Origin of the sequence: Pseudomonas putida (genome assembly GCF_001636055.1) — a bacterium.
In the GTDB taxonomy this organism is placed as follows: Bacteria; Pseudomonadota; Gammaproteobacteria; order Pseudomonadales; family Pseudomonadaceae; genus Aquipseudomonas; species Aquipseudomonas machongensis.
In genome coordinates, this window is record NZ_CP011789.1 from 445408 (window position 1) to 462606 (window position 17199).

The 17199-nt window shown below is 61.7% G+C and carries 16 protein-coding genes; 9 read left to right on the top strand and 7 right to left on the bottom strand.

The window, feature by feature from the left end; translation table 11 throughout:
- Window positions 1-136: 136 nt before the first annotated feature.
- The 3 genes from uvrD to AB688_RS01920 all read left to right on the top strand — a co-directional run bounded on the left by uvrD (window position 137) and on the right by AB688_RS01920 (window position 3859).
- A complete protein-coding gene (uvrD, locus tag AB688_RS01910) occupies window positions 137-2320 on the top strand; it encodes a DNA helicase II (RefSeq protein ID WP_063541860.1) in 2184 nt (727 codons plus the stop codon).
- 164 nt (window positions 2321-2484) lie between these two features.
- Complete coding sequence (locus tag AB688_RS01915; protein ID WP_063541862.1) at window positions 2485-3336, top strand: Tim44 domain-containing protein; 852 nt, start codon at window positions 2485-2487, stop codon at window positions 3334-3336.
- Window positions 3337-3451: 115 nt separating this feature from the next.
- Complete coding sequence (locus AB688_RS01920; protein WP_063541864.1) at window positions 3452-3859, top strand: SMI1/KNR4 family protein; 408 nt, start codon at window positions 3452-3454, stop codon at window positions 3857-3859.
- 134 nt (window positions 3860-3993) lie between these two features.
- Here the strand turns inward: AB688_RS01920 and AB688_RS01925 are convergent, their stop codons facing one another.
- Complete coding sequence (locus AB688_RS01925) at window positions 3994-5754, bottom strand: cation:proton antiporter (protein ID WP_063541866.1); 1761 nt, start codon at window positions 5752-5754, stop codon at window positions 3994-3996.
- Between the two features lie 325 nt (window positions 5755-6079).
- Between AB688_RS01925 and AB688_RS01930 the strand changes: the two genes are divergently transcribed.
- Window positions 6080-6559, top strand: a complete 480-nt coding sequence (locus AB688_RS01930; protein ID WP_054892983.1) for an acyl-CoA thioesterase — start codon at window positions 6080-6082, stop codon at window positions 6557-6559.
- A 1-nt stretch (window position 6560) separates the two neighbouring features.
- Here AB688_RS01930 and pdxY read toward each other — a convergent pair whose 3' ends face one another.
- Window positions 6561-7433 carry a pyridoxal kinase PdxY gene (gene pdxY / locus AB688_RS01935; protein ID WP_063541868.1) on the bottom strand — a complete coding sequence of 291 codons (873 nt, stop codon included), beginning with the start codon at window positions 7431-7433 and terminating at the stop codon, window positions 6561-6563.
- 120 nt (window positions 7434-7553) lie between these two features.
- Here pdxY and AB688_RS01940 point away from each other — a divergent pair, with 120 nt between their 5' ends.
- Entirely contained in the window at window positions 7554-7946 is a 393-nt protein-coding gene (locus AB688_RS01940; protein WP_063541870.1) for a DUF3301 domain-containing protein, read from the top strand.
- On the opposite strand, the gene AB688_RS01945 is transcribed toward AB688_RS01940, so the two are convergent.
- The 3 genes from AB688_RS01945 to zigA form a co-directional block, all read right to left on the bottom strand.
- The gene (locus AB688_RS01945) at window positions 7947-8921 is read right to left on the bottom strand and encodes a CobW-like GTP-binding protein (protein ID WP_063541872.1); all 975 of its coding nucleotides are present in this window, start codon (window positions 8919-8921) and stop codon (window positions 7947-7949) included.
- A gap of 84 nt (window positions 8922-9005) precedes the next feature.
- Window positions 9006-9638: a DUF1826 domain-containing protein gene (locus AB688_RS01950; protein ID WP_063541874.1), complete on the bottom strand. Its 633-nt coding sequence runs from the start codon at window positions 9636-9638 to the stop codon at window positions 9006-9008.
- Window positions 9635-10843, bottom strand: a complete 1209-nt coding sequence (gene zigA / locus AB688_RS01955) for a zinc metallochaperone GTPase ZigA (protein WP_063541876.1) — start codon at window positions 10841-10843, stop codon at window positions 9635-9637. Before zigA ends, AB688_RS01950 begins: the two co-directional genes overlap by 4 nt.
- 113 nt (window positions 10844-10956) lie before the next feature.
- Between zigA and AB688_RS01960 the strand changes: the two genes are divergently transcribed.
- Together AB688_RS01960 and folE2 are read left to right on the top strand one after the other, a co-directional pair.
- Window positions 10957-11340, top strand: coding sequence for a hypothetical protein (locus AB688_RS01960; protein ID WP_063541878.1), 384 nt, complete (start codon window positions 10957-10959; stop codon window positions 11338-11340).
- A gap of 25 nt (window positions 11341-11365) precedes the next feature.
- Entirely contained in the window at window positions 11366-12253 is an 888-nt protein-coding gene (gene folE2, locus AB688_RS01965; RefSeq protein ID WP_063541880.1) for a GTP cyclohydrolase FolE2, read from the top strand.
- 4 nt (window positions 12254-12257) lie between these two features.
- Here folE2 and AB688_RS01970 read toward each other — a convergent pair whose 3' ends face one another.
- Window positions 12258-12788, bottom strand: coding sequence for a DUF3617 domain-containing protein (locus tag AB688_RS01970; protein ID WP_054892991.1), 531 nt, complete (start codon window positions 12786-12788; stop codon window positions 12258-12260).
- A gap of 130 nt (window positions 12789-12918) precedes the next feature.
- Between AB688_RS01970 and cls the strand changes: the two genes are divergently transcribed.
- Window positions 12919-14358, top strand: a complete 1440-nt coding sequence (gene cls / locus AB688_RS01975; protein ID WP_063541882.1) for a cardiolipin synthase — start codon at window positions 12919-12921, stop codon at window positions 14356-14358.
- Between the two features lie 40 nt (window positions 14359-14398).
- Here cls and cfaB read toward each other — a convergent pair whose 3' ends face one another.
- Window positions 14399-15583, bottom strand: a complete 1185-nt coding sequence (gene cfaB / locus AB688_RS01980; protein ID WP_063541884.1) for a C17 cyclopropane fatty acid synthase CfaB — start codon at window positions 15581-15583, stop codon at window positions 14399-14401.
- A 205-nt stretch (window positions 15584-15788) separates the two neighbouring features.
- On the opposite strand from cfaB, the gene lpdA reads away from it, so the two are divergent.
- Window positions 15789-17189, top strand: coding sequence for a dihydrolipoyl dehydrogenase (gene lpdA, locus AB688_RS01985; RefSeq protein WP_054892994.1), 1401 nt, complete (start codon window positions 15789-15791; stop codon window positions 17187-17189).
- Window positions 17190-17199: the final 10 nt, after the last annotated feature.

Sequence of the window (17199 nt, forward strand, 5' to 3'; positions counted from 1 at the left end):
GTGTTCTTATAATGGTCAGCCGCGAACGTGCACGGAGCATACACAAGCGCGAGGCCGGGCCAAACTGCTGTGTGTCATGATTTCACAAATGCCCGACCATTTGCCCGCAGCCCCCGCGCCAACCTAGAATGGCCGGATGCACACTGATGACCTCTCCCTACTGCTCAATTCCCTCAACGATGCCCAACGCCAGGCCGTAGCAGCCCCGCGTGGGCGTCAACTGGTGCTCGCGGGCGCCGGCTCGGGCAAGACCCGCGTGCTGGTGCACCGCATCGCCTGGCTGATCCAGGTCGAACAGGCCTCGCCGCATTCGATTCTGTCGGTGACCTTCACCAACAAGGCCGCCGCGGAGATGCGTCACCGTATCGAGCAGTTGCTGGGCATCAACCCGGCTGGCATGTGGGTCGGCACCTTCCACGGCCTGGCCCACCGCCTGCTGCGTGCCCACTGGCAGGAAGCGCGCCTGGCGCAGAATTTCCAGATCCTCGACGGCGACGATCAGCAGCGGCTGATCAAGCGAGTGATCCGCGAGATGGGCCTGGATGAGCAGCGCTGGCCGGCACGCCAGGCCCAGTGGTTCATCAACGGCCAGAAGGACGAAGGCCTGCGCCCGCAGCACATCCAGGCCAGCGGCGACCTGTTCCTGGCGACCATGCGCGGCATCTACGAAGCCTATGAGCAGGCCTGCGAGCGCGCCGGGGTCATCGACTTCTCCGAGCTGCTGCTGCGCGCCCTCGACCTGTGGCGCGACAACCCCGGCCTGCTCGAGCACTACCAGCGCCGTTTCCGCCACCTGCTGGTGGACGAATTCCAGGACACCAACGCCGTGCAGTATGCCTGGCTGCGCCTGCTGGCCGGCGGTGGCGAAAGCCTGATGGCTGTGGGCGACGACGACCAGTCGATCTATGGCTGGCGCGGTGCGAAGATCGAGAACATCCATCAATACACCGCCGACTTCCCCGACGCCGAACTGATCCGCCTGGAGCAGAACTACCGCTCCACCAGTGGCATCCTCAAGGCCGCCAACGCCCTGATCGCCAATAACAGCGGGCGCCTGGGCAAGGAGCTGTGGACCGATCTGGGCGAAGGCGAACCCCTCACCCTGTACGCGGCATACAACGAGCACGACGAAGCACGCTACGTGGTCGAAAGCATCGAGCGCATCATCAAGGACGGCAATTCGCGCAGCGACATCGCCATCCTCTATCGCTCCAACGCCCAGTCGCGGGTGCTCGAAGAAGCCCTGCTGCGTGAGCGCATCCCCTACCGCATCTATGGTGGCCAGCGCTTCTTCGAGCGCGCCGAGATCAAGAACGCCATGGCCTACCTTCGTCTGCTCGAAGGCCGCGGCAACGATGCAGCACTCGAGCGGGTGATCAACGTACCGCCCCGCGGCATCGGCGAGAAGACGGTCGAAGCCATCCGCGAACATGCCCGCCACAGCCAGCTGTCGATGTGGGATGCCATGTGCCAGCTGCTCGCTGCCAAAGCACTCAAAGGCCGTGCGGCCAGTGCCCTGGGCGGCTTCATCGAGTTGATGGAAAACCTTGCGAACAAGGTCATGGAGATGCCACTGCACACCATGACCCAGACCGTCATCGAGCAGTCCGGGCTGATCATCTACCACCAGGAAGAAAAGGGTGAAAAGGGCCAGGCTCGGGTAGAAAACCTTGAGGAACTGGTCAGCGCTGCGCGCAACTTCGAATCCACTGAGGAAGATGCCGATCTTTCGCCGCTGTCGGCATTCCTCGGTCACGCCTCGTTAGAGGCCGGCGACGCCCAGGCAGACGAGCACGAAGACAGTGTGCAGTTGATGACCCTGCACAGCGCCAAGGGCCTGGAGTTCCCCTACGTGTTCCTGGTCGGCCTGGAAGAAGGTCTGTTCCCGCACAAGATGAGCCTGGAAGAACCTGGCCGCCTTGAGGAGGAGCGCCGCCTGGCCTACGTCGGGATCACCCGCGCGATGCGCCAGCTGATCATGACCTACGCCGAGACCCGGCGCCTGTATGGCAGCGAGACGTACAACAAGGTGTCGCGTTTCGTACGGGAAATTCCGGCAGGTCTGGTTCAGGAAGTACGCTTGTCCAATTCGGTCAGCCGTCCTTTCGGCGGTGCGCAGACCCAGGCCAGCAGCCTGTTCGCCAACGCCAACATCCCGCAGACGGCGTTCAGCCTTGGCCAGCGCGTGCAGCACTCGGTGTTTGGTGAAGGCGTCATCCTCAACTTTGAAGGGTCCGGGGCACAGGCTCGCGTGCAAGTGAACTTCGACGAAGGCAGCAAGTGGCTGATGCTTGGGTATGCCAAGCTGGAAGCGATCTGAGGACGAGTCGCGCTGACTCGTCCTGCAACGCTCTTTCAGACGCCAGATTCAGACGCGGATTACAGGATCAGGCAAAAGCTCGAAACATTCTTGCGCTAGCCATGTCTCCTACATCATGTGCACCATGACGCGCGTGCAATCCACAAAACGGGAAATCCCATCTTATGCAACGTTTTCTTAGCATCGCACTGGCGCTCTGCGTCGGCCTGACGCTGAGCCTCGACGCCAACGCCAAGCGCTTCGGCGGTGGCAAGAGCTCGGGCGCTGCGCCTATGCACCAGACCCGCCAGGCCTCCCCAACCACGCCTGCCGCCGCGCCGACCGCTCCAGGCCGTGCACCGGCCGCTGCCAGCGGTGCTTCGCGCTGGCTGGGCCCTCTGGCCGGCCTCGCCGCCGGTGGCCTGCTCGCCTCCATGTTCATGGGAGACGGCTTCCAGGGCATGCAGATCCTCGACTTCCTGATCATGGGCCTGATCGCCTTCCTGGTCTTCCGCTTCATCGCTGCGCGCCGTCGCCAGCAGCAGCCGCAAGCTGCCGCAGGCGCCGGCCACGCTCCCTACCAGCGTGAAGTGCAACAACAGCCTGCGCAATCGATCTTCGGTGGTTCGGCCGCCCCTGTCGCCACCGCGCCGGTCATCAACGCCCCGGCCTGGTTCAACGAGCAGAGCTTCCTGGCCGCTGCCCGCAACCACTTCCAGACGCTTCAGCAGCACTGGGATGCGAACGAGATGGACAAGATCGCCGAGTTCGTTACCCCGCAAATGCTCGAGTTCCTCAAGCGTGAGCGTGCCGAGCAAGGTGATGGCTTCCAGTCCACCTACATCGACGACCTCGATGTGCAACTGGAAGGCGTCGACGACCGCGCCGACAAGACCATCGCTACCCTGACCTTCCGTGGCGTATCGAAGAACTCGCGCTTCGATCAGGGCGAGGCCTTCAGCGAAAGCTGGCACATGGAGCGTGCACAGGGCGAGAACCAGCCCTGGATGCTCGCCGGTATCCGCCAGAACGGCTGATTCTGACGCGCTTCACAGAAAAACCCCGGGCCTGTCCCGGGGTTTTTGCTTTTGCCACACTGGGCTACTAGGGTATAACGCGCAGCGTTGTCATCAAGGTAAGAGGAAGTGAACTGTGGAAGAAGTGATCGAACAACTCCGTGAAGCCAATGAGCCAGTACCCGTGCCCCTGGAGCTTCCCGACGAAGACCAACTGGTCGAAATCGAAGAACAACTGTTCATCAACATTCCCTTCGTCTTCAAGGAATTCCTGCTGACCGTCAGCGACGTGGTATACGGCTCCCTCGAGCCGGTCACTGTCACCGACCCGCAGTCGCACACCTACTTGCCTGATGTTGCCGCCAATGCCTGGGATGCCGGCGTACCACGCGACCTGATCCCCCTTTGCCAGGACGGCGACAGTTACTACTGCGTCGAGGAAGACGGCACGGTGGTGCTGTGGGATGGCGACGAAGAAATCGTTGGCGAGGAAAGCTGGGAGTCGGTGTGGCACTGGGCGCGGGACGTCTGGCTGGAAAGCTGAACCCGAACACGCAAAGTAATGGCATACCGCCATTAACTACTCGTAGAATCGCCAGGCTTTCTGCGCCTGGCGACATCGTTACCGCCTGATCCCCTCGGACTACCATGAAGTCTTGCGCAGGGAGCGATCACCCCTCAATGCGAGTGATCGCGGCTGTTCTCCAACGTTTCCAGCAGGGCGATCTGCATGCGCGTATGCACGCGCACGAACCAACGCCACAGCAGCGCGACCACCACGGCCGCGACCACGGCGATGACCAGCAAAAGCTCGTTGGTCGGCAGGATACTCGCCGACAGTGCCGACAGCAGCAGGAAGATCACCAGCAGCGACAACAGCGGAATCACTTCGGCAATCACGCGGCGCACGCGCTGAGTGTGTCGCCCGGCCATCTCCGGCTTGACCCCCATCTCCGCCAACAGCATCGACAGCGCCTTGAGCTTGCGATAAGCGGCGATCAGGAATGGCAGTGACAACAACAATGCCGCACCCCAGATCACCGCCTTCTGCTGCCCGACATCACCGATCCATTCGCTCAACCAGGTGCCGATGCGTACCGCGAAGTAACCACCGCTGAAGAAGATGGCGATCACCAGTGCCAGGTTCACCCCCACTTGCAGCAGGATGCGCCGGATCATCGCCGCCAGCATGGCGCCCTCGCCTTGAGGCTGAATGTTGCGCAACCACTCGCCATACAGCGACAGCACCCGCGACAAGCGCTGCGGTACCACCTTGCCCAGGCGAATCGACAGGGGATCCGCAGCACGAATCAGGTAAGGCGTGAGCAAGGTGGTGATGGCCGAGACGGCCACTGCGACTGGATAGAGGAAGTCGCTGGTGACCTGCAAGGTCATGCCCAGGGCAGCGATGATGAAGGAGAATTCGCCAATCTGTGAAAGCCCCATCCCCACACGCAATGAGGTACGTCCATCGTTGCCCGCAATGAAGGCGCCCATGCCGCAAGACAGCATCTTGCCCAACACCACAGCCAGGGTGATCACCACGATCGGCCAAGCGTAGTCGATCAACACCTGCGGATCGATCATCAGGCCAATGGCGACGAAGAAGATGGCGCTGAACAGGTCGCGTACCGGCTCGATCAGGCGCTCGATCTTCAGCAACTGGCGCGATTCGGCCATGATCGCACCGATCAGGAAGGCGCCCAACACCATGCTGTACTCCAGCTTGACCACCAGCAGGCAGAAGCCGAAGCACAGCCCCAGTACGGTAATCAGCAACATCTCGTTGCTCTCGAACTTCGCCACGTAGGCCAGCAGCCGTGGCACCAGCAGGATGCCGATGACCAACGCCACGATCATGAACAGCGACAGCTTGCCGACGGTGGAGAACACCTCGCCGGAACTGACCGTACCGCTGACCGCAATGCCTGAGAGCAGGGCGATGATGCCGATGCCGAGGATGTCCTCGACGATCAGCACGCCGAAGATCAACTGCGCGAACCGCTCGTTCTTCATCTTCAGGTCGTTGAGCGCCTTGACGATGATTGTCGTCGAGGAGATCGCCAGGATGGCGCCGAGGAACAACGAGTCCATGGTGCTCCAGCCGAACCAGCGGCCGATCTCGAAGCCGATCCAGATCATCAGCACGATTTCGAGGAAGGCAGCGATGAAGGCGGTCGCCCCCACCTTGAACAGCTTGCGCAGGCTGAACTCCAAGCCCAGGCAGAACATCAGGAAGATCACCCCGAGCTCGGCCAGGGTCTTGATCGTGTCTTCGTCGTGGATGAGGCCGAACGGCGGCGTGTGAGGGCCGATGATGAAACCGGCGACGATGTAGCCGAGCACCACCGGTTGGCGCAGCCTGTGGAAAAGAATGGTTACCACCCCTGCGACCAGCATGATCACGGCCAGATCCTGGATGAAGCTTATGGCATGCATGGCGTGGCACTCCTTTTCTCTACGCACGGGGGCAGACCGCTCCTCTGCCAGGCCATCCCCGATCGAGCAGCTAGTACGAATTGTGTTGAAAGGTGGAACACCCATGTTGCATGGGCGTACTCAGGGTAACATCGCGTCCGCTCGTCAAACGCCCGTGCAATATGTAGAAACAGATCGGCAAAAGCGCGCGAGGTAATGGCATGATCGGCGTGACGACGGACCGTCGAGCGACGTCCGTTTCCAGGATGGGAAACCTCAACAGAGGGGAACAGAAGTGTCTGCAGATACCCGCCCCGTTTCAGCGCAACCTCACCGTGAGCACACTATGGAACCTGGAAACGCCCAGCTGAGCATGACCGTCCTGATGACGCCGGACATGGCCAACTTCTCGGGCAACGTACATGGCGGCACCCTGCTGAAATACCTCGACGAAGTGGCCTATGCCTGCGCCAGCCGCTATGCCGGTACTTATGTCGTGACCCTGTCGGTGGACCAGGTGATCTTCCGCGAGCCGGTGCACGTCGGCGAACTGGTGACTTTCCTCGCCTCGGTCAACTACACCGGCAACACCTCCATGGAAGTGGGCATCAAGGTGGTGACCGAGAACATCCGCGAGCGCTCCGTTCGCCACTCCAACAGCTGCTTCTTCACCATGGTCGCGGTCGACGACAATCGCCGCCCGGTCGCGGTGCCGCCACGTCAGCCACAGAACAGCGAAGAGAAGCGCCGCTTCCTGCAGGGCCAGCAGCGCCGCCAGATCCGCCAGGAGCTGGAGAAGCGCTACCAGGACCTGAAGACCGAGTGATCTAGAACGCCAGCACCTGTGCTTCGAAGCGCACCCGCGGATGGGCGATGCGGTCCTGCGCCCGCACCAGCTGCAACTCGTAGCTGGCGCAGGCCTGGGTTTCCAGCAGCACTTCGTGCACCGCCGCCGCGGTGAACTCGAAGGCCTGCAGCCACGAATCGCCCAGCAGTACCCGCGCCAGGAACAGCCCCGAGGTCAGGTCACCGACTCCAACCGGCTGACGCGGAAACGCCAGCAGCGGGCGACGCAGGTGCCAGCTCTGCTCGCGGGTCACCAGCAGCATCTCGAAAGCATCCTCGCCGCGCCCCGGGTAGGCCAGGTGCTTGACCAGTACCGCCTGCGGCCCACGTGCCAGCAGGCTGCGCGCCATGGCCACGCAATCTTCCAGCGACTGCGCATGCCGACCACAGAAACTGTCGAGCTCGAGCTGGTTCGGGCAGAGGATGTCGGCCACCGACGCCGCCTGCTCAAGCAGGAAGTCGCTGACCTCCTGGGGCACGATGCAGCCCTTCTCGGCGTGCCCCATCACCGGGTCGCACAGGTACAGCGCATGCGGGTTGACCGCCTTGATCCGTTCGACGCCGGCCAGGATCGCCCGCCCCTGCTCGGCACTGCCCAGGTAACCCGAGAGCACTGCATCGCAATGGCCCAGCTCGCCGATATTGGAAATGCCTTCCACCAACGCAGGAATTTGCTCCGGAGCAAGCACTTCGCCAGCCCACTGGCCATACTGAGTGTGGTTGGAGAACTGCACAGTGTTGAGCGGCCAGACATTGACGCCGATGCGCTGCATGGGAAACACCGCGGCGCTGTTTCCGGCATGGCCAAAGACCACATGGGACTGGATCGCGAGCAAGTGCGGTGTACGTTTCATGCAGGAGACTTCCGAAGCTGTGTGGATAAGTGAAAGTCGATCAGTATGAACCCGAAAGCCACCTATACGACAGGCCAGGCACGCAGTTAAGCTGAAGCCACCTGTCTGGAGCATATGCAAATGTTGACCCTGGAGAACCTGTTCGTCCTGATGCTGTTGGCGACGGCTGGCGCCTGGCTGTGGCACAACCATGGCTTGCGAGAGAAGGCGCTGGAACGGGTCAAGCAGCATTGTGCGAAGCTCGACCTGGAGCTGCTAGACGACGCCGTGGCCCTCAAGCGCATCGCCTTCATACGCGATGCCAATGGCCGCAAGCGTCTGGCACGGGTCTATGCCTTCGAGTTCACCGTTACCGGCGAACAGCGTCACCCCGGCACCGTGACCCAGTTCGGCGCCCATACCGTACAGATCGAACTGGCACCCTACCCGTTCGAGATCAAGACCCCGCCGCGCACCGACAACGTTATCGAAATGCAGCAATGGCGCCAGGAGCACAACCGCTGGCGCAACTGATCAGCCGTTTACGCGGCAGTGCTCGATGGCTGCTTGAAGGGGCTGCAACGGCTGGGGCTCATCAAAGATCAGCTCGATACGCGAGTCCCTGCGCCATTCGCTTGAACGCCACTCAGGCACACCGCGCTCCAGGCCGTTGAATGATTGCCAACCCTGGGTGCTGTGGATAACCCCTTTGGCTCGCCGCCACGCCCATTGCGCGAGCACGCCACGCAATGCAGCCTCATCGAAGCGCTGGCTCGGATGCCAGCGCCAGCCAACACTCCACCCACCCTCACCTTGCTGCGCCTGGCAGATGGGTTGGCGCGGATCTGTCCACAGGGCAGCCAAGCTGACGGGTGAGCTGTCCACAGGCAGGCTGGAAAGAACCCCTGAGGGTAAAGGCTCTGTGGACAGAATGGGCAGATTATCCAGGGCAAGCGCAGCATGATCCGTCCACACCGCCCTGATTTCGCCAAACGGCGCAGTTATCAACAGACGCTGTGCATCATCCACATCCTCTGACTTGTTGAAAATCAACAACCCCGCCTGCGCCACTGCGCGCTGTTGCGCATCGGGCAGCGGTTCACCCCGCGCCAGGGCAGCAGCATCCAGCACCATCAGCAGGGGCTGGACATCCAGCACACCAATCCAGGGCGCGTGCCTCAACTGCTCCAGCAATTGCACGGGATGACCGAGGCCGGAAGGCTCGATGAACAGCCTGTCGGGCTTGGCCTTGCGTAGCAGACGCCCCAGGCCGACCTGGAATGGCGCCCCGTTGACACAACACAAGCAACCGCCTGCGACCTCGCCAATGGCAACGCCGGACGCATCGGTGCTGAGCAGCGCAGCGTCGAGGCCAATCTGGCCGAACTCATTGACCAGCACCGCCCAGCGCTCGCTTTCCGGGCGCTGACCGAGCAGGTGACGAATCAGGCTGGTCTTGCCTGCGCCCAGTGGGCCGGCGATGACGTAGGTGGGAATGTGCTGCAACATGGCTCAGAGTCTAGGTGGACGTGATGCCAGTCTATCGTGGATGCAGGTTCGTTGCCTTTACGGACCTCTTCGCGGGCAAAACCCTCACCCCAACCAATCAAGACTCAACAACAGCCGCTTCTCTCCCGGCGGCGTCGGCGGCGAGCGGTGCACCAGCCCCGCCCCCTCGTTACCCAACCACTTCTCGCCCTTGAGCAAGGCCACGTCCCCTGCCTGCAAGCGCCGAATGTTATCCACAGGTGCTTCGGCCAGCTGCAAGCGGCTGCGGTCGATGTCGCCTTCTTCCAACCACTCACTGCCGGCGCCCGCATAGGTGGTCAGCAGACGCAGTGGGACATGATCCACATGAAAGCGCGGGCACATCGCCCCGTCGAGCAGCCTCAGCCGCAAGCCCACGCGGCGCGCGCCCAGCAGGCAGGTATAGGCCGCCACCAACCACGACACGTCAGCCACAAAACCTTCGTAACCGTGCAGATCGGCCGCCTCGGGCAGCAAGCGATGCAACACCGGTGGCTCACGCTCATCCACCTCCATCACACGCTCATCCGACATCGGCTGGCCAAGATTGAGCAGCAGGGCCGCGAAGTCCTCGACCTGCGCCGGTAAGCGTCGCTGCCACACCGCCAGGTTGACGCCATCCTGCAGGATTTCTGTCATCACCTGCGGCGACTCGCCGAACGCCTGGCGGATATCCACAGGCCGAGGTGCCGCCTTCATGCTGCCGCCTCTTCATACCAGGGGCCGAACGGATCATTCAGGCGCAACCAGGCCATCGGCCCCAGTTCCATCTCCTCGTCCGTCAGCAGACACGCTTCAAGCTCTGTGGATAACCGTGCGAAGTCGATGTTCTGACCGATGAACACCAGCTCCTGGCGACAGTCGCCCGAATCGACCGTCCACTGCTTGAGGATCGCTTCGAGGTTCTCTTCATCTTGCGGCCACTGCTCACGCGGCACGAAACGCCACCAGCGACCCGCCAGCCCATGACGCATCATGCCGCCTGCCTGCGACCAACTGCCCGCTTCCTGGTACTTGCTGGCCAACCAGAAAAATCCTTTCGAACGCAGCAGCCGACCATTGCTCCAGCTGTTGTGGATAAAGTCGAAAAAGCGCTGTGGATGAAACGGCCTGCGTGCCTGCCAGGTGGTCGAGGCGATGCCGTACTCCTCGGTTTCCGGCACATGCTCGCCGCGCAGTTCCTGCAACCATCCCGGCGCCTGGGACGCTTGCTCGAAGTCGAACAGCCCGGTATCGAGAATACGCTCCAGCGGCACTTGGCCCATCACCATTGGCACGATCTGGGCACGGGCGTTGAGGCTGCGCAGGATCGCGGTCAGTTCCTCGCGTTCGTGCTGACTGATGAGGTCGATCTTGCTCAGCAGCAACACGTCGGCGAATTCGATCTGCTCGATCAGCAAGTCGCTGATGGAGCGTTCGTCCTGCTCACCCAGGGTTTCGCCACGACTGGCCAGGCTGTCCGCCGCCTGGTAATCCCGCAGGAAGTTAAGGCCGTCGACCACCGTGACCATGGTATCCAGGCGCGCCAAGTCGGAGAGACTGCGGCCCTGTTCGTCGCGGAAGGTGAAGGTTTCGGCCACCGGCAGTGGTTCGGAAATACCGGTGGATTCGATCAGCAGGTAATCGAAGCGGCCTTCGTCGGCGAGCCGGGCCACTTCCTCGAGCAGGTCTTCGCGCAGGGTGCAGCAGATGCAGCCATTGCTCATCTCGACGAGCTTTTCTTCGGCGCGATTGAGGCTCACATTACGCTGTACCTCGCTGGCATCGATATTGATTTCGCTCATGTCGTTGACGATCACCGCAACCCGCAGGTTTTCACGGTTGCGCAGGACATGGTTGAGCAGCGTGCTCTTGCCGGCCCCGAGGAAGCCGGACAGCACGGTAACGGGAAGACGGTTGGTCATGGTGAACCTCATCGGGCAAAGCGCATTCGAAACGATGCATTGCACAACGTTATAATATAACAATACAATTTCGCCAAGCCGCGTCTGTCGAACGGCTGCTCGAGAGGATGGACATGAAGCACTCGAACCTCGCCCTATTGCTGCTGGCACTTGCCGTGCCCATCCCGCTCTACGCTGCGATCCCACAGCCCGGCCTGGCGTTGTGCACCCGCAGCGCCACGCTGTTGGCGTGCGAAGACGGCAAAGGCAGTTACTACAGTGTGCGAACCGAAGGCCGAGACTTTCATCTGCGCGGGTATGACAGCAACAGTCGACGACTCTGGGCGCAGACCAACAGCCGCTATGGACAGATGACCTTTTTCACCGGCCTGGCCAGCGACGGCGAAGCCTGGGTGGGCTACAGCCGGCGCGTCGGCTGGACCACCCTGAACCGCGTATCCAGCTCAAGCGGCCAACGTTTCAACCTGCATTGCAGCTTGATCGGAGGTTGCCGCTGAAGCCCCTTCTTCATGGACTCTATCGATGACCAGCCTGATGCTTCCCGACATCGCCGCACAAACCAGCCACAAGCTCCAACCCCTGGATTGGGTCGGTATGCGCGGTATCGCCCTGCCTGTGCAACTGAACGGGTACCGCCTGAGCGCCTGGGCTGATGCCGGCGTGAGCCTGGATGATGGTGAATCGCGCGGCATCCATATGTCGCGCCTTTACCTTGCGCTGGAGGCACTGGAGCACACCGAACTGACGCCCTTGGCATTGCGCCAGCTCCTGGACCGCTTTCTCGACAGCCATGAAGGGCTTTCGTCCAGCGCCTACCTGCGCCTGAAATTCGACTACCTGCTTAAGCGTCCAGCGCTTGTCAGCCCGTTGGAGGGCTGGAAGCGCTACCCGATCACCCTTGATGCACGCATCGAAAACGAAATGTTCCACGTGGAACAACACGTGGAAATCCCCTATTCATCCACCTGCCCATGCTCCGCTGCGCTGGCGCGCCAGCTCATCCAGCAGCAGTTTCTCACGGACTTCGCCAACCAGACGCTCGATCCACAGGCCATCCTGCAATGGCTGGGCAGCAGTGCAGGTATCGTTGCGACGCCCCACAGCCAGCGCAGCCAGGCCTTCATCAAGGTGCGTCTGCGGGACAACCTGCAAACGCTTCCGCTCAACGCGCTGATCGATACCGTGGAAAACGCATTGGGTACCGCCGTGCAGACGGCCGTGAAAAGAGCCGACGAACAGGCGTTCGCCCTGGCCAATGGTCAGAACCTGATGTTCTGTGAAGATGCTGCGCGTCGCGTGCACCTGGCGCTGCGCGAACTGGAATGGGCCACCGGCTTCGATCTGCGCGTGGAACATGCGGAAAGCCTGCATGCCCACGACGCAGTGGCTGCCAGCCAGTGGCAATGGTGAGGCGCTAGCTGCGTGGACGTACGTTCCCGCAATCATTACCCAGCCACACCGCCCGGGTGTTCATGCTGCCCTGCTGCTGAACGCCCGAGGCATTGAAGGTGCCGCTGACCTGGGTGGTGAATTCGCGATCACTGAGGAAGGTTGCCTGACCGGTGCCTTGGGCTTTGGGGCAACTGAACTGGAACTTCCAGACGTTGCCTTGACGGTCGGTGATCTTCTGCGTGCAACCCGACTGCGGATCCTGCAACGGAATATCATTGGTAGCCACCTGCTCTGGCGTCAGGCACGAGCGCACTCCATTGCCCCCCACGGTAATGCCTTGCTTGGCCAAGGCACCCTCCATCATGGCGCGCTGCTCCGGCGGCAGGTTCTTCAGTTGGCCGAGCATGAATGCCATGTCGGGCAATGGCTTGCCGTCGACCTGCATGTTGCTGGTGGTCAACTCCCAAAGACCGGGTTGCAGCATCTGCGCTTGCGCCAGCAGCGGGCTGCCCAGGCCCAGTGCCAGGGCAATCAGTGGCAGACGAATCTTCATGGATCAGTGCTCCTCGAAATACCGGCTTCAGGCCGGACAGAGCCTTAGACGTCTTTTTCGCCCGCGGGTTGCAAGTGGCCCCGGGAACATGCTCTGTTAGGCGGCAGTGCTCTTGGAATGCAGGATGCGTATGGATTACCACAGCCCCTACTTCTTCGGTTACCTGCTCGGACTGATTCACTTCCTGGGCATCATCGCTGCGCTGCATGCGGTGTTCACTGTGCGTACCGCTCAGGGCGCAATCGCCTGGGCAATGTCATTGTTCTTCATTCCCTACCTGACCCTGGTGCCCTATCTGATCTTTGGCGCCCGCTCCTTTTACGCCTATATACAGGCGCGGCGACAAGCCAACCAGGAGATGCACGTGGCGATGGCCGACCTCAACTGGCGCCCCTGGGTGGAGGAAGCCCTGACCGCCCGGGAGTCGGAAAGCTACGCGGCACTGCGTGCCATGCCCAAGCTTGGTCGCATGCCCTGCCTGGCCAACAACCAGGTGAAATTGCTGATCGATGGCACTGCGACCTTCGACGCGATCTTCGCTGCCATCGGCGAGGCGCGGGACACGGTGCTGGTGCAGTTCTTCATCATCCACGACGACGCCATCGGTCAGGAGCTGCAACAACTGCTGCTGCGCAAGGCCGCCGAAGGGGTAAGGATTTACGTATTGTTCGATCAGGTCGGCAGCCATGCCCTGCCGGCGCGCTACAGCCAGGTGCTGCGCGAGGGCGGTGTACAGATCCAGGCCTTCTCCTCGCGCCGTGGGTGGTTCAACCGCTTCCAGGTCAACTTCCGCAACCACCGCAAGATTGTCGTGGTTGACGGACTCCAGGGTTTCGTCGGTGGGCACAACGTCGGTGATGAGTACCTGGGCGGCAATCCACGCCTGTCACCCTGGCGCGATACCCACGTGCAGGTCAGCGGACCGGTGCTGGCCTGTCTGCAGGAGTCGTTCGCCGAAGACTGGTATTGGGCCACCCGTGAGCTGCCACCGCTGATCCTGCCCGATGCCTATCCAGAAGATGGCGTACTGTGTCAGGTGCTTGCCAGCGGCCCGGCGGATCCACAGGAGACCTGCCAACTGTTCTTCGTCGAAGCGATTCAGTCGGCAACACGGCGTATCTGGATCACCAGCCCCTACTTCATTCCAGACGAAGCCGTCTTCGCGGCACTGCGCCTAGCAGTGCTGCGCGGCGTCGATGTGCGGATACTGATTCCGTCACGGCCCGACCACAAGATCGTCTATGCCGCCTCCAGCCTGTTCGCCTTCGAAGCTGTGCGGGCCGGGGTGCGCATATTCCGTTATCAGCCGGGCTTCGTGCATCAGAAGGTGATCCTGGTGGACGATGATGTCAGCGCTATCGGCAGCGCCAACATGGACAATCGCTCGTTCCGGCTGAATTTCGAGATCACCTTGCTGACCATCGACCGCGCCTTTGCCGATCAGGTCGAGGCCATGCTGCTGTGCGACTTCGAGCAATCGCGGGAGATAACCGCCGAAGACAGCCGCGACACTCATCGGCTGCAGCAGCTGGGGATGCGCATCGCGCGCTTGATTTCACCGATTCTGTAGCCAGAAAAGAAGCGGGGCCGCAAAGGCGGCCCCGTCTTGATCAACGATAGAGATCCTCTCGCGTCCACGGCAGGTCGTGGTGGCCATCCGCATACGGCTTCACTGCAAGAATCTGATGCAGATTGATCCAGCCCTTGGTGAAGGCATAGGCGCATCCGGCCAGGTACAGCCGCCAGATCCGCAGCGTCTTCTCCGGCACCAGCGCCGCAGCGCGATGCAGCTGGTTCTCGAGATTTTCGCTCCAGTGATTGAGGGTCTTGGCGTAGTGCAGACGCAGGCTTTCCACGTCTACCACCTCCAGCCCTGCCTCGCAGATACGCGCGGTAATCATCGAGATGTGCGGCAGCTCGCCGTGCGGGAATACATAACGATCGATGAAATCCCCAGCACCTCGCCCAACCGGCCGACCATCCACATGCTTGGCGGTGATGCCATGGTTCATCACCAGGCCGCCTTCACGTACGGCGCCGAACAGTCGCTGGCAGTACAGTTCGAGGTTGGCATGGCCGACGTGCTCGAACATACCGACGCTGACCGCCTTGTCGAAACGGCCATCCTGGGGCAGGTCGCGGTAGTCGAGAATCTGCAGGTCGACCTTGTCGGCCAGCCCCTCATCCTTGACCCGCTGGCGCCCCAGCGTCAATTGCTCCTTGCTCAGGGTGATGCCGAACACCTTGGCGCCATATTCGCGTGCGGCAAAACGCGCCAGGCCGCCCCAACCGCAGCCGACATCCAGCAAGTAATCGCCGGCCTGCAGCCGCAGCTTGCGACACAGATGGTCGAACTTGTCTTGCTGGGCCTGGGCGAGGGTGTTGTCCGGCTCCTTGAAGTAGGCGCAGGAATAAGCCATGTCCGGATCGAGCCACAGTTGGTAGAACTCGTTGGACAGGTCGTAATGGTAGGAAATGGCTTCGGCGTCGGTTTTCTTGTCGTGCGAGGTGCGCACCGGGACTACATCTTCATCGTCTTTGAGCAAAGCCTCGCTGAGCTCGTCGCAAACGCGGATGACTTCGCCAATGTTCCCCTCGAGTTCAAGCTTGCCCTCGACAAAGGCTGTGCCCAGTTCATCCATGCTCGGGTGTGTCAGCTGACTGATCAACTGAGGCTCCTTGACCAGGATGGTGACCTGCGGGCTAGGCCCTAGATCGAACTGGTTGCCGTCCCACAGCTTAAGACGTAAAGGCAAGTGCAGGCTCTGCAACGCAGGTGGAAGTTGCGCAAGCATGAAAGACCCCCTTTCAATTACGGACGCCGTACAAGAATTCGAGCGTCACCGGATCAGGGTAGTTCATTCATTGGAAGTTTCCTTTTATAGCGACCATAGTCCAACGCTATCGGCCATGCCGCGATCGACAGATTGTATACAATCCTCCATTCAGCGACTAACCTTGTGCCCCTCTCGCGCATTCTTCTTCCCTGGAGTGAATCCCATGAAATCCTATGATGTGGTGATCATCGGTGGCGGCCCTGGCGGCTATAACGCGGCCATCCGTGCCGGTCAGTTGGGCCTGAGCGTGGCCTGCGTCGAAGGACGTTCGACTCTCGGCGGCACCTGCCTGAACGTCGGCTGCATGCCCTCCAAGGCGCTGCTGCACGCCTCCGAGCTGTACGAAGCGGCCAGCGGCAGCGAGTTCGCGCACCTGGGCATCGAGGTCAAGCCGACCCTGAACCTGGCGCAGATGATGAAGCAGAAAGACGAAAGCGTGAGCGGCCTGACCAAGGGTATCGAGTACCTGTTCCGCAAGAACAAGGTCGACTGGGTCAAGGGCTGGGGCCGCCTCGACGGCGTCGGCAAGGTCATCGTCAAGGCCGAGGATGGCAGCGAAACCACTCTTCAGGCCAAAGATATCGTGATCGCCACCGGCTCCGAGCCAACCCCGCTGCCAGGGGTGAATATCGATAACCAACGTATCATCGACTCCACTGGCGCCTTGGCGCTGCCGCAGGTCCCCAAGCACCTGGTGGTCATCGGCGCAGGCGTGATCGGCCTTGAACTGGGTTCGGTCTGGCGTCGCCTGGGGGCCGAGGTGACCGTGATCGAATACCTCGACCGCATCTGCCCCGGCACCGACGAGGAAACGGCCAGGACCCTGCAAAAGGCCCTGGCCAAGCAGGGCATGAGCTTCAAGCTCGGCAGCAAGGTGACCCAGGCCACGCCTTCGGCGAGCAGCGTCAGCCTGACGCTTGAGCCTGCCGCCGGCGGCGATGCGCAAACCCTGGAGGCCGACTATGTGCTGGTCGCCATCGGCCGCCGCCCGTACACCCAGGGCCTGAACCTGGAGAGCGTCGGCCTGCAGACCGACAAACGCGGCATGCTCGCCAATGACCACCACCGCTCCCAAGTGCCCGGCATCTGGGTGATCGGCGACGTCACCTCCGGCCCGATGCTCGCGCACAAGGCCGAAGACGAAGCGGTGTCGTGCATCGAGCGTATTGCCGGTAAGGCCCATGAGGTCAACTACAACCTGATCCCCGGCGTCATCTATACACGACCGGAACTGGCCAGCGTTGGCAAGACCGAAGAGCAGCTCAAGGCAGAGGGCCGTGCCTACAAGGTCGGCAAGTTCCCCTTCACCGCCAACAGCCGCGCCAAGATCAACCATGAGACCGAAGGCTTCGCCAAGGTGCTGGCCGATGCCGAGACCGACGAGGTGCTAGGTGTGCATCTGGTCGGGCCGAGCGTCAGCGAGATGATCGGCGAGTTTTGCGTGGCCATGGAGTTCAGCGCGTCGGCCGAGGATATCGCCCTGACCTGCCACCCACACCCGACTCGCTCCGAAGCCTTACGCCAGGCAGCGATGAACGTGGAAGGGATGGCGATGCAGATCTAAGTCCAACAAA

Excerpts from the sequence above, each read along its gene's own strand:
- AB688_RS01930 (WP_054892983.1), top strand. The coding sequence starts at position 6,080 with ATGGAACCTGGAAACGCCCAGCTGAGCATGACCGTCCTGATGACGCCG.
- AB688_RS01915 (WP_063541862.1), top strand. The coding sequence starts at position 2,485 with ATGCAACGTTTTCTTAGCATCGCACTGGCGCTCTGCGTCGGCCTGACG.
- AB688_RS01940 (WP_063541870.1), top strand. The coding sequence starts at position 7,554 with ATGTTGACCCTGGAGAACCTGTTCGTCCTGATGCTGTTGGCGACGGCT.
- folE2 (WP_063541880.1), top strand. The coding sequence starts at position 11,366 with ATGACCAGCCTGATGCTTCCCGACATCGCCGCACAAACCAGCCACAAG.
- pdxY (WP_063541868.1), bottom strand. The coding sequence starts at position 7,433 with ATGAAACGTACACCGCACTTGCTCGCGATCCAGTCCCATGTGGTCTTT.
- AB688_RS01950 (WP_063541874.1), bottom strand. The coding sequence starts at position 9,638 with ATGAAGGCGGCACCTCGGCCTGTGGATATCCGCCAGGCGTTCGGCGAG.
- AB688_RS01960 (WP_063541878.1), top strand. The coding sequence starts at position 10,957 with ATGAAGCACTCGAACCTCGCCCTATTGCTGCTGGCACTTGCCGTGCCC.
- lpdA (WP_054892994.1), top strand. The coding sequence starts at position 15,789 with ATGAAATCCTATGATGTGGTGATCATCGGTGGCGGCCCTGGCGGCTAT.
- AB688_RS01970 (WP_054892991.1), bottom strand. The coding sequence starts at position 12,788 with ATGAAGATTCGTCTGCCACTGATTGCCCTGGCACTGGGCCTGGGCAGC.
- uvrD (WP_063541860.1), top strand. The coding sequence starts at position 137 with ATGCACACTGATGACCTCTCCCTACTGCTCAATTCCCTCAACGATGCC.
- zigA (WP_063541876.1), bottom strand. The coding sequence starts at position 10,843 with ATGACCAACCGTCTTCCCGTTACCGTGCTGTCCGGCTTCCTCGGGGCC.
- AB688_RS01945 (WP_063541872.1), bottom strand. The coding sequence starts at position 8,921 with ATGTTGCAGCACATTCCCACCTACGTCATCGCCGGCCCACTGGGCGCA.
- AB688_RS01925 (WP_063541866.1), bottom strand. The coding sequence starts at position 5,754 with ATGCATGCCATAAGCTTCATCCAGGATCTGGCCGTGATCATGCTGGTC.
- cfaB (WP_063541884.1), bottom strand. The coding sequence starts at position 15,583 with ATGCTTGCGCAACTTCCACCTGCGTTGCAGAGCCTGCACTTGCCTTTA.
- cls (WP_063541882.1), top strand. The coding sequence starts at position 12,919 with ATGGATTACCACAGCCCCTACTTCTTCGGTTACCTGCTCGGACTGATT.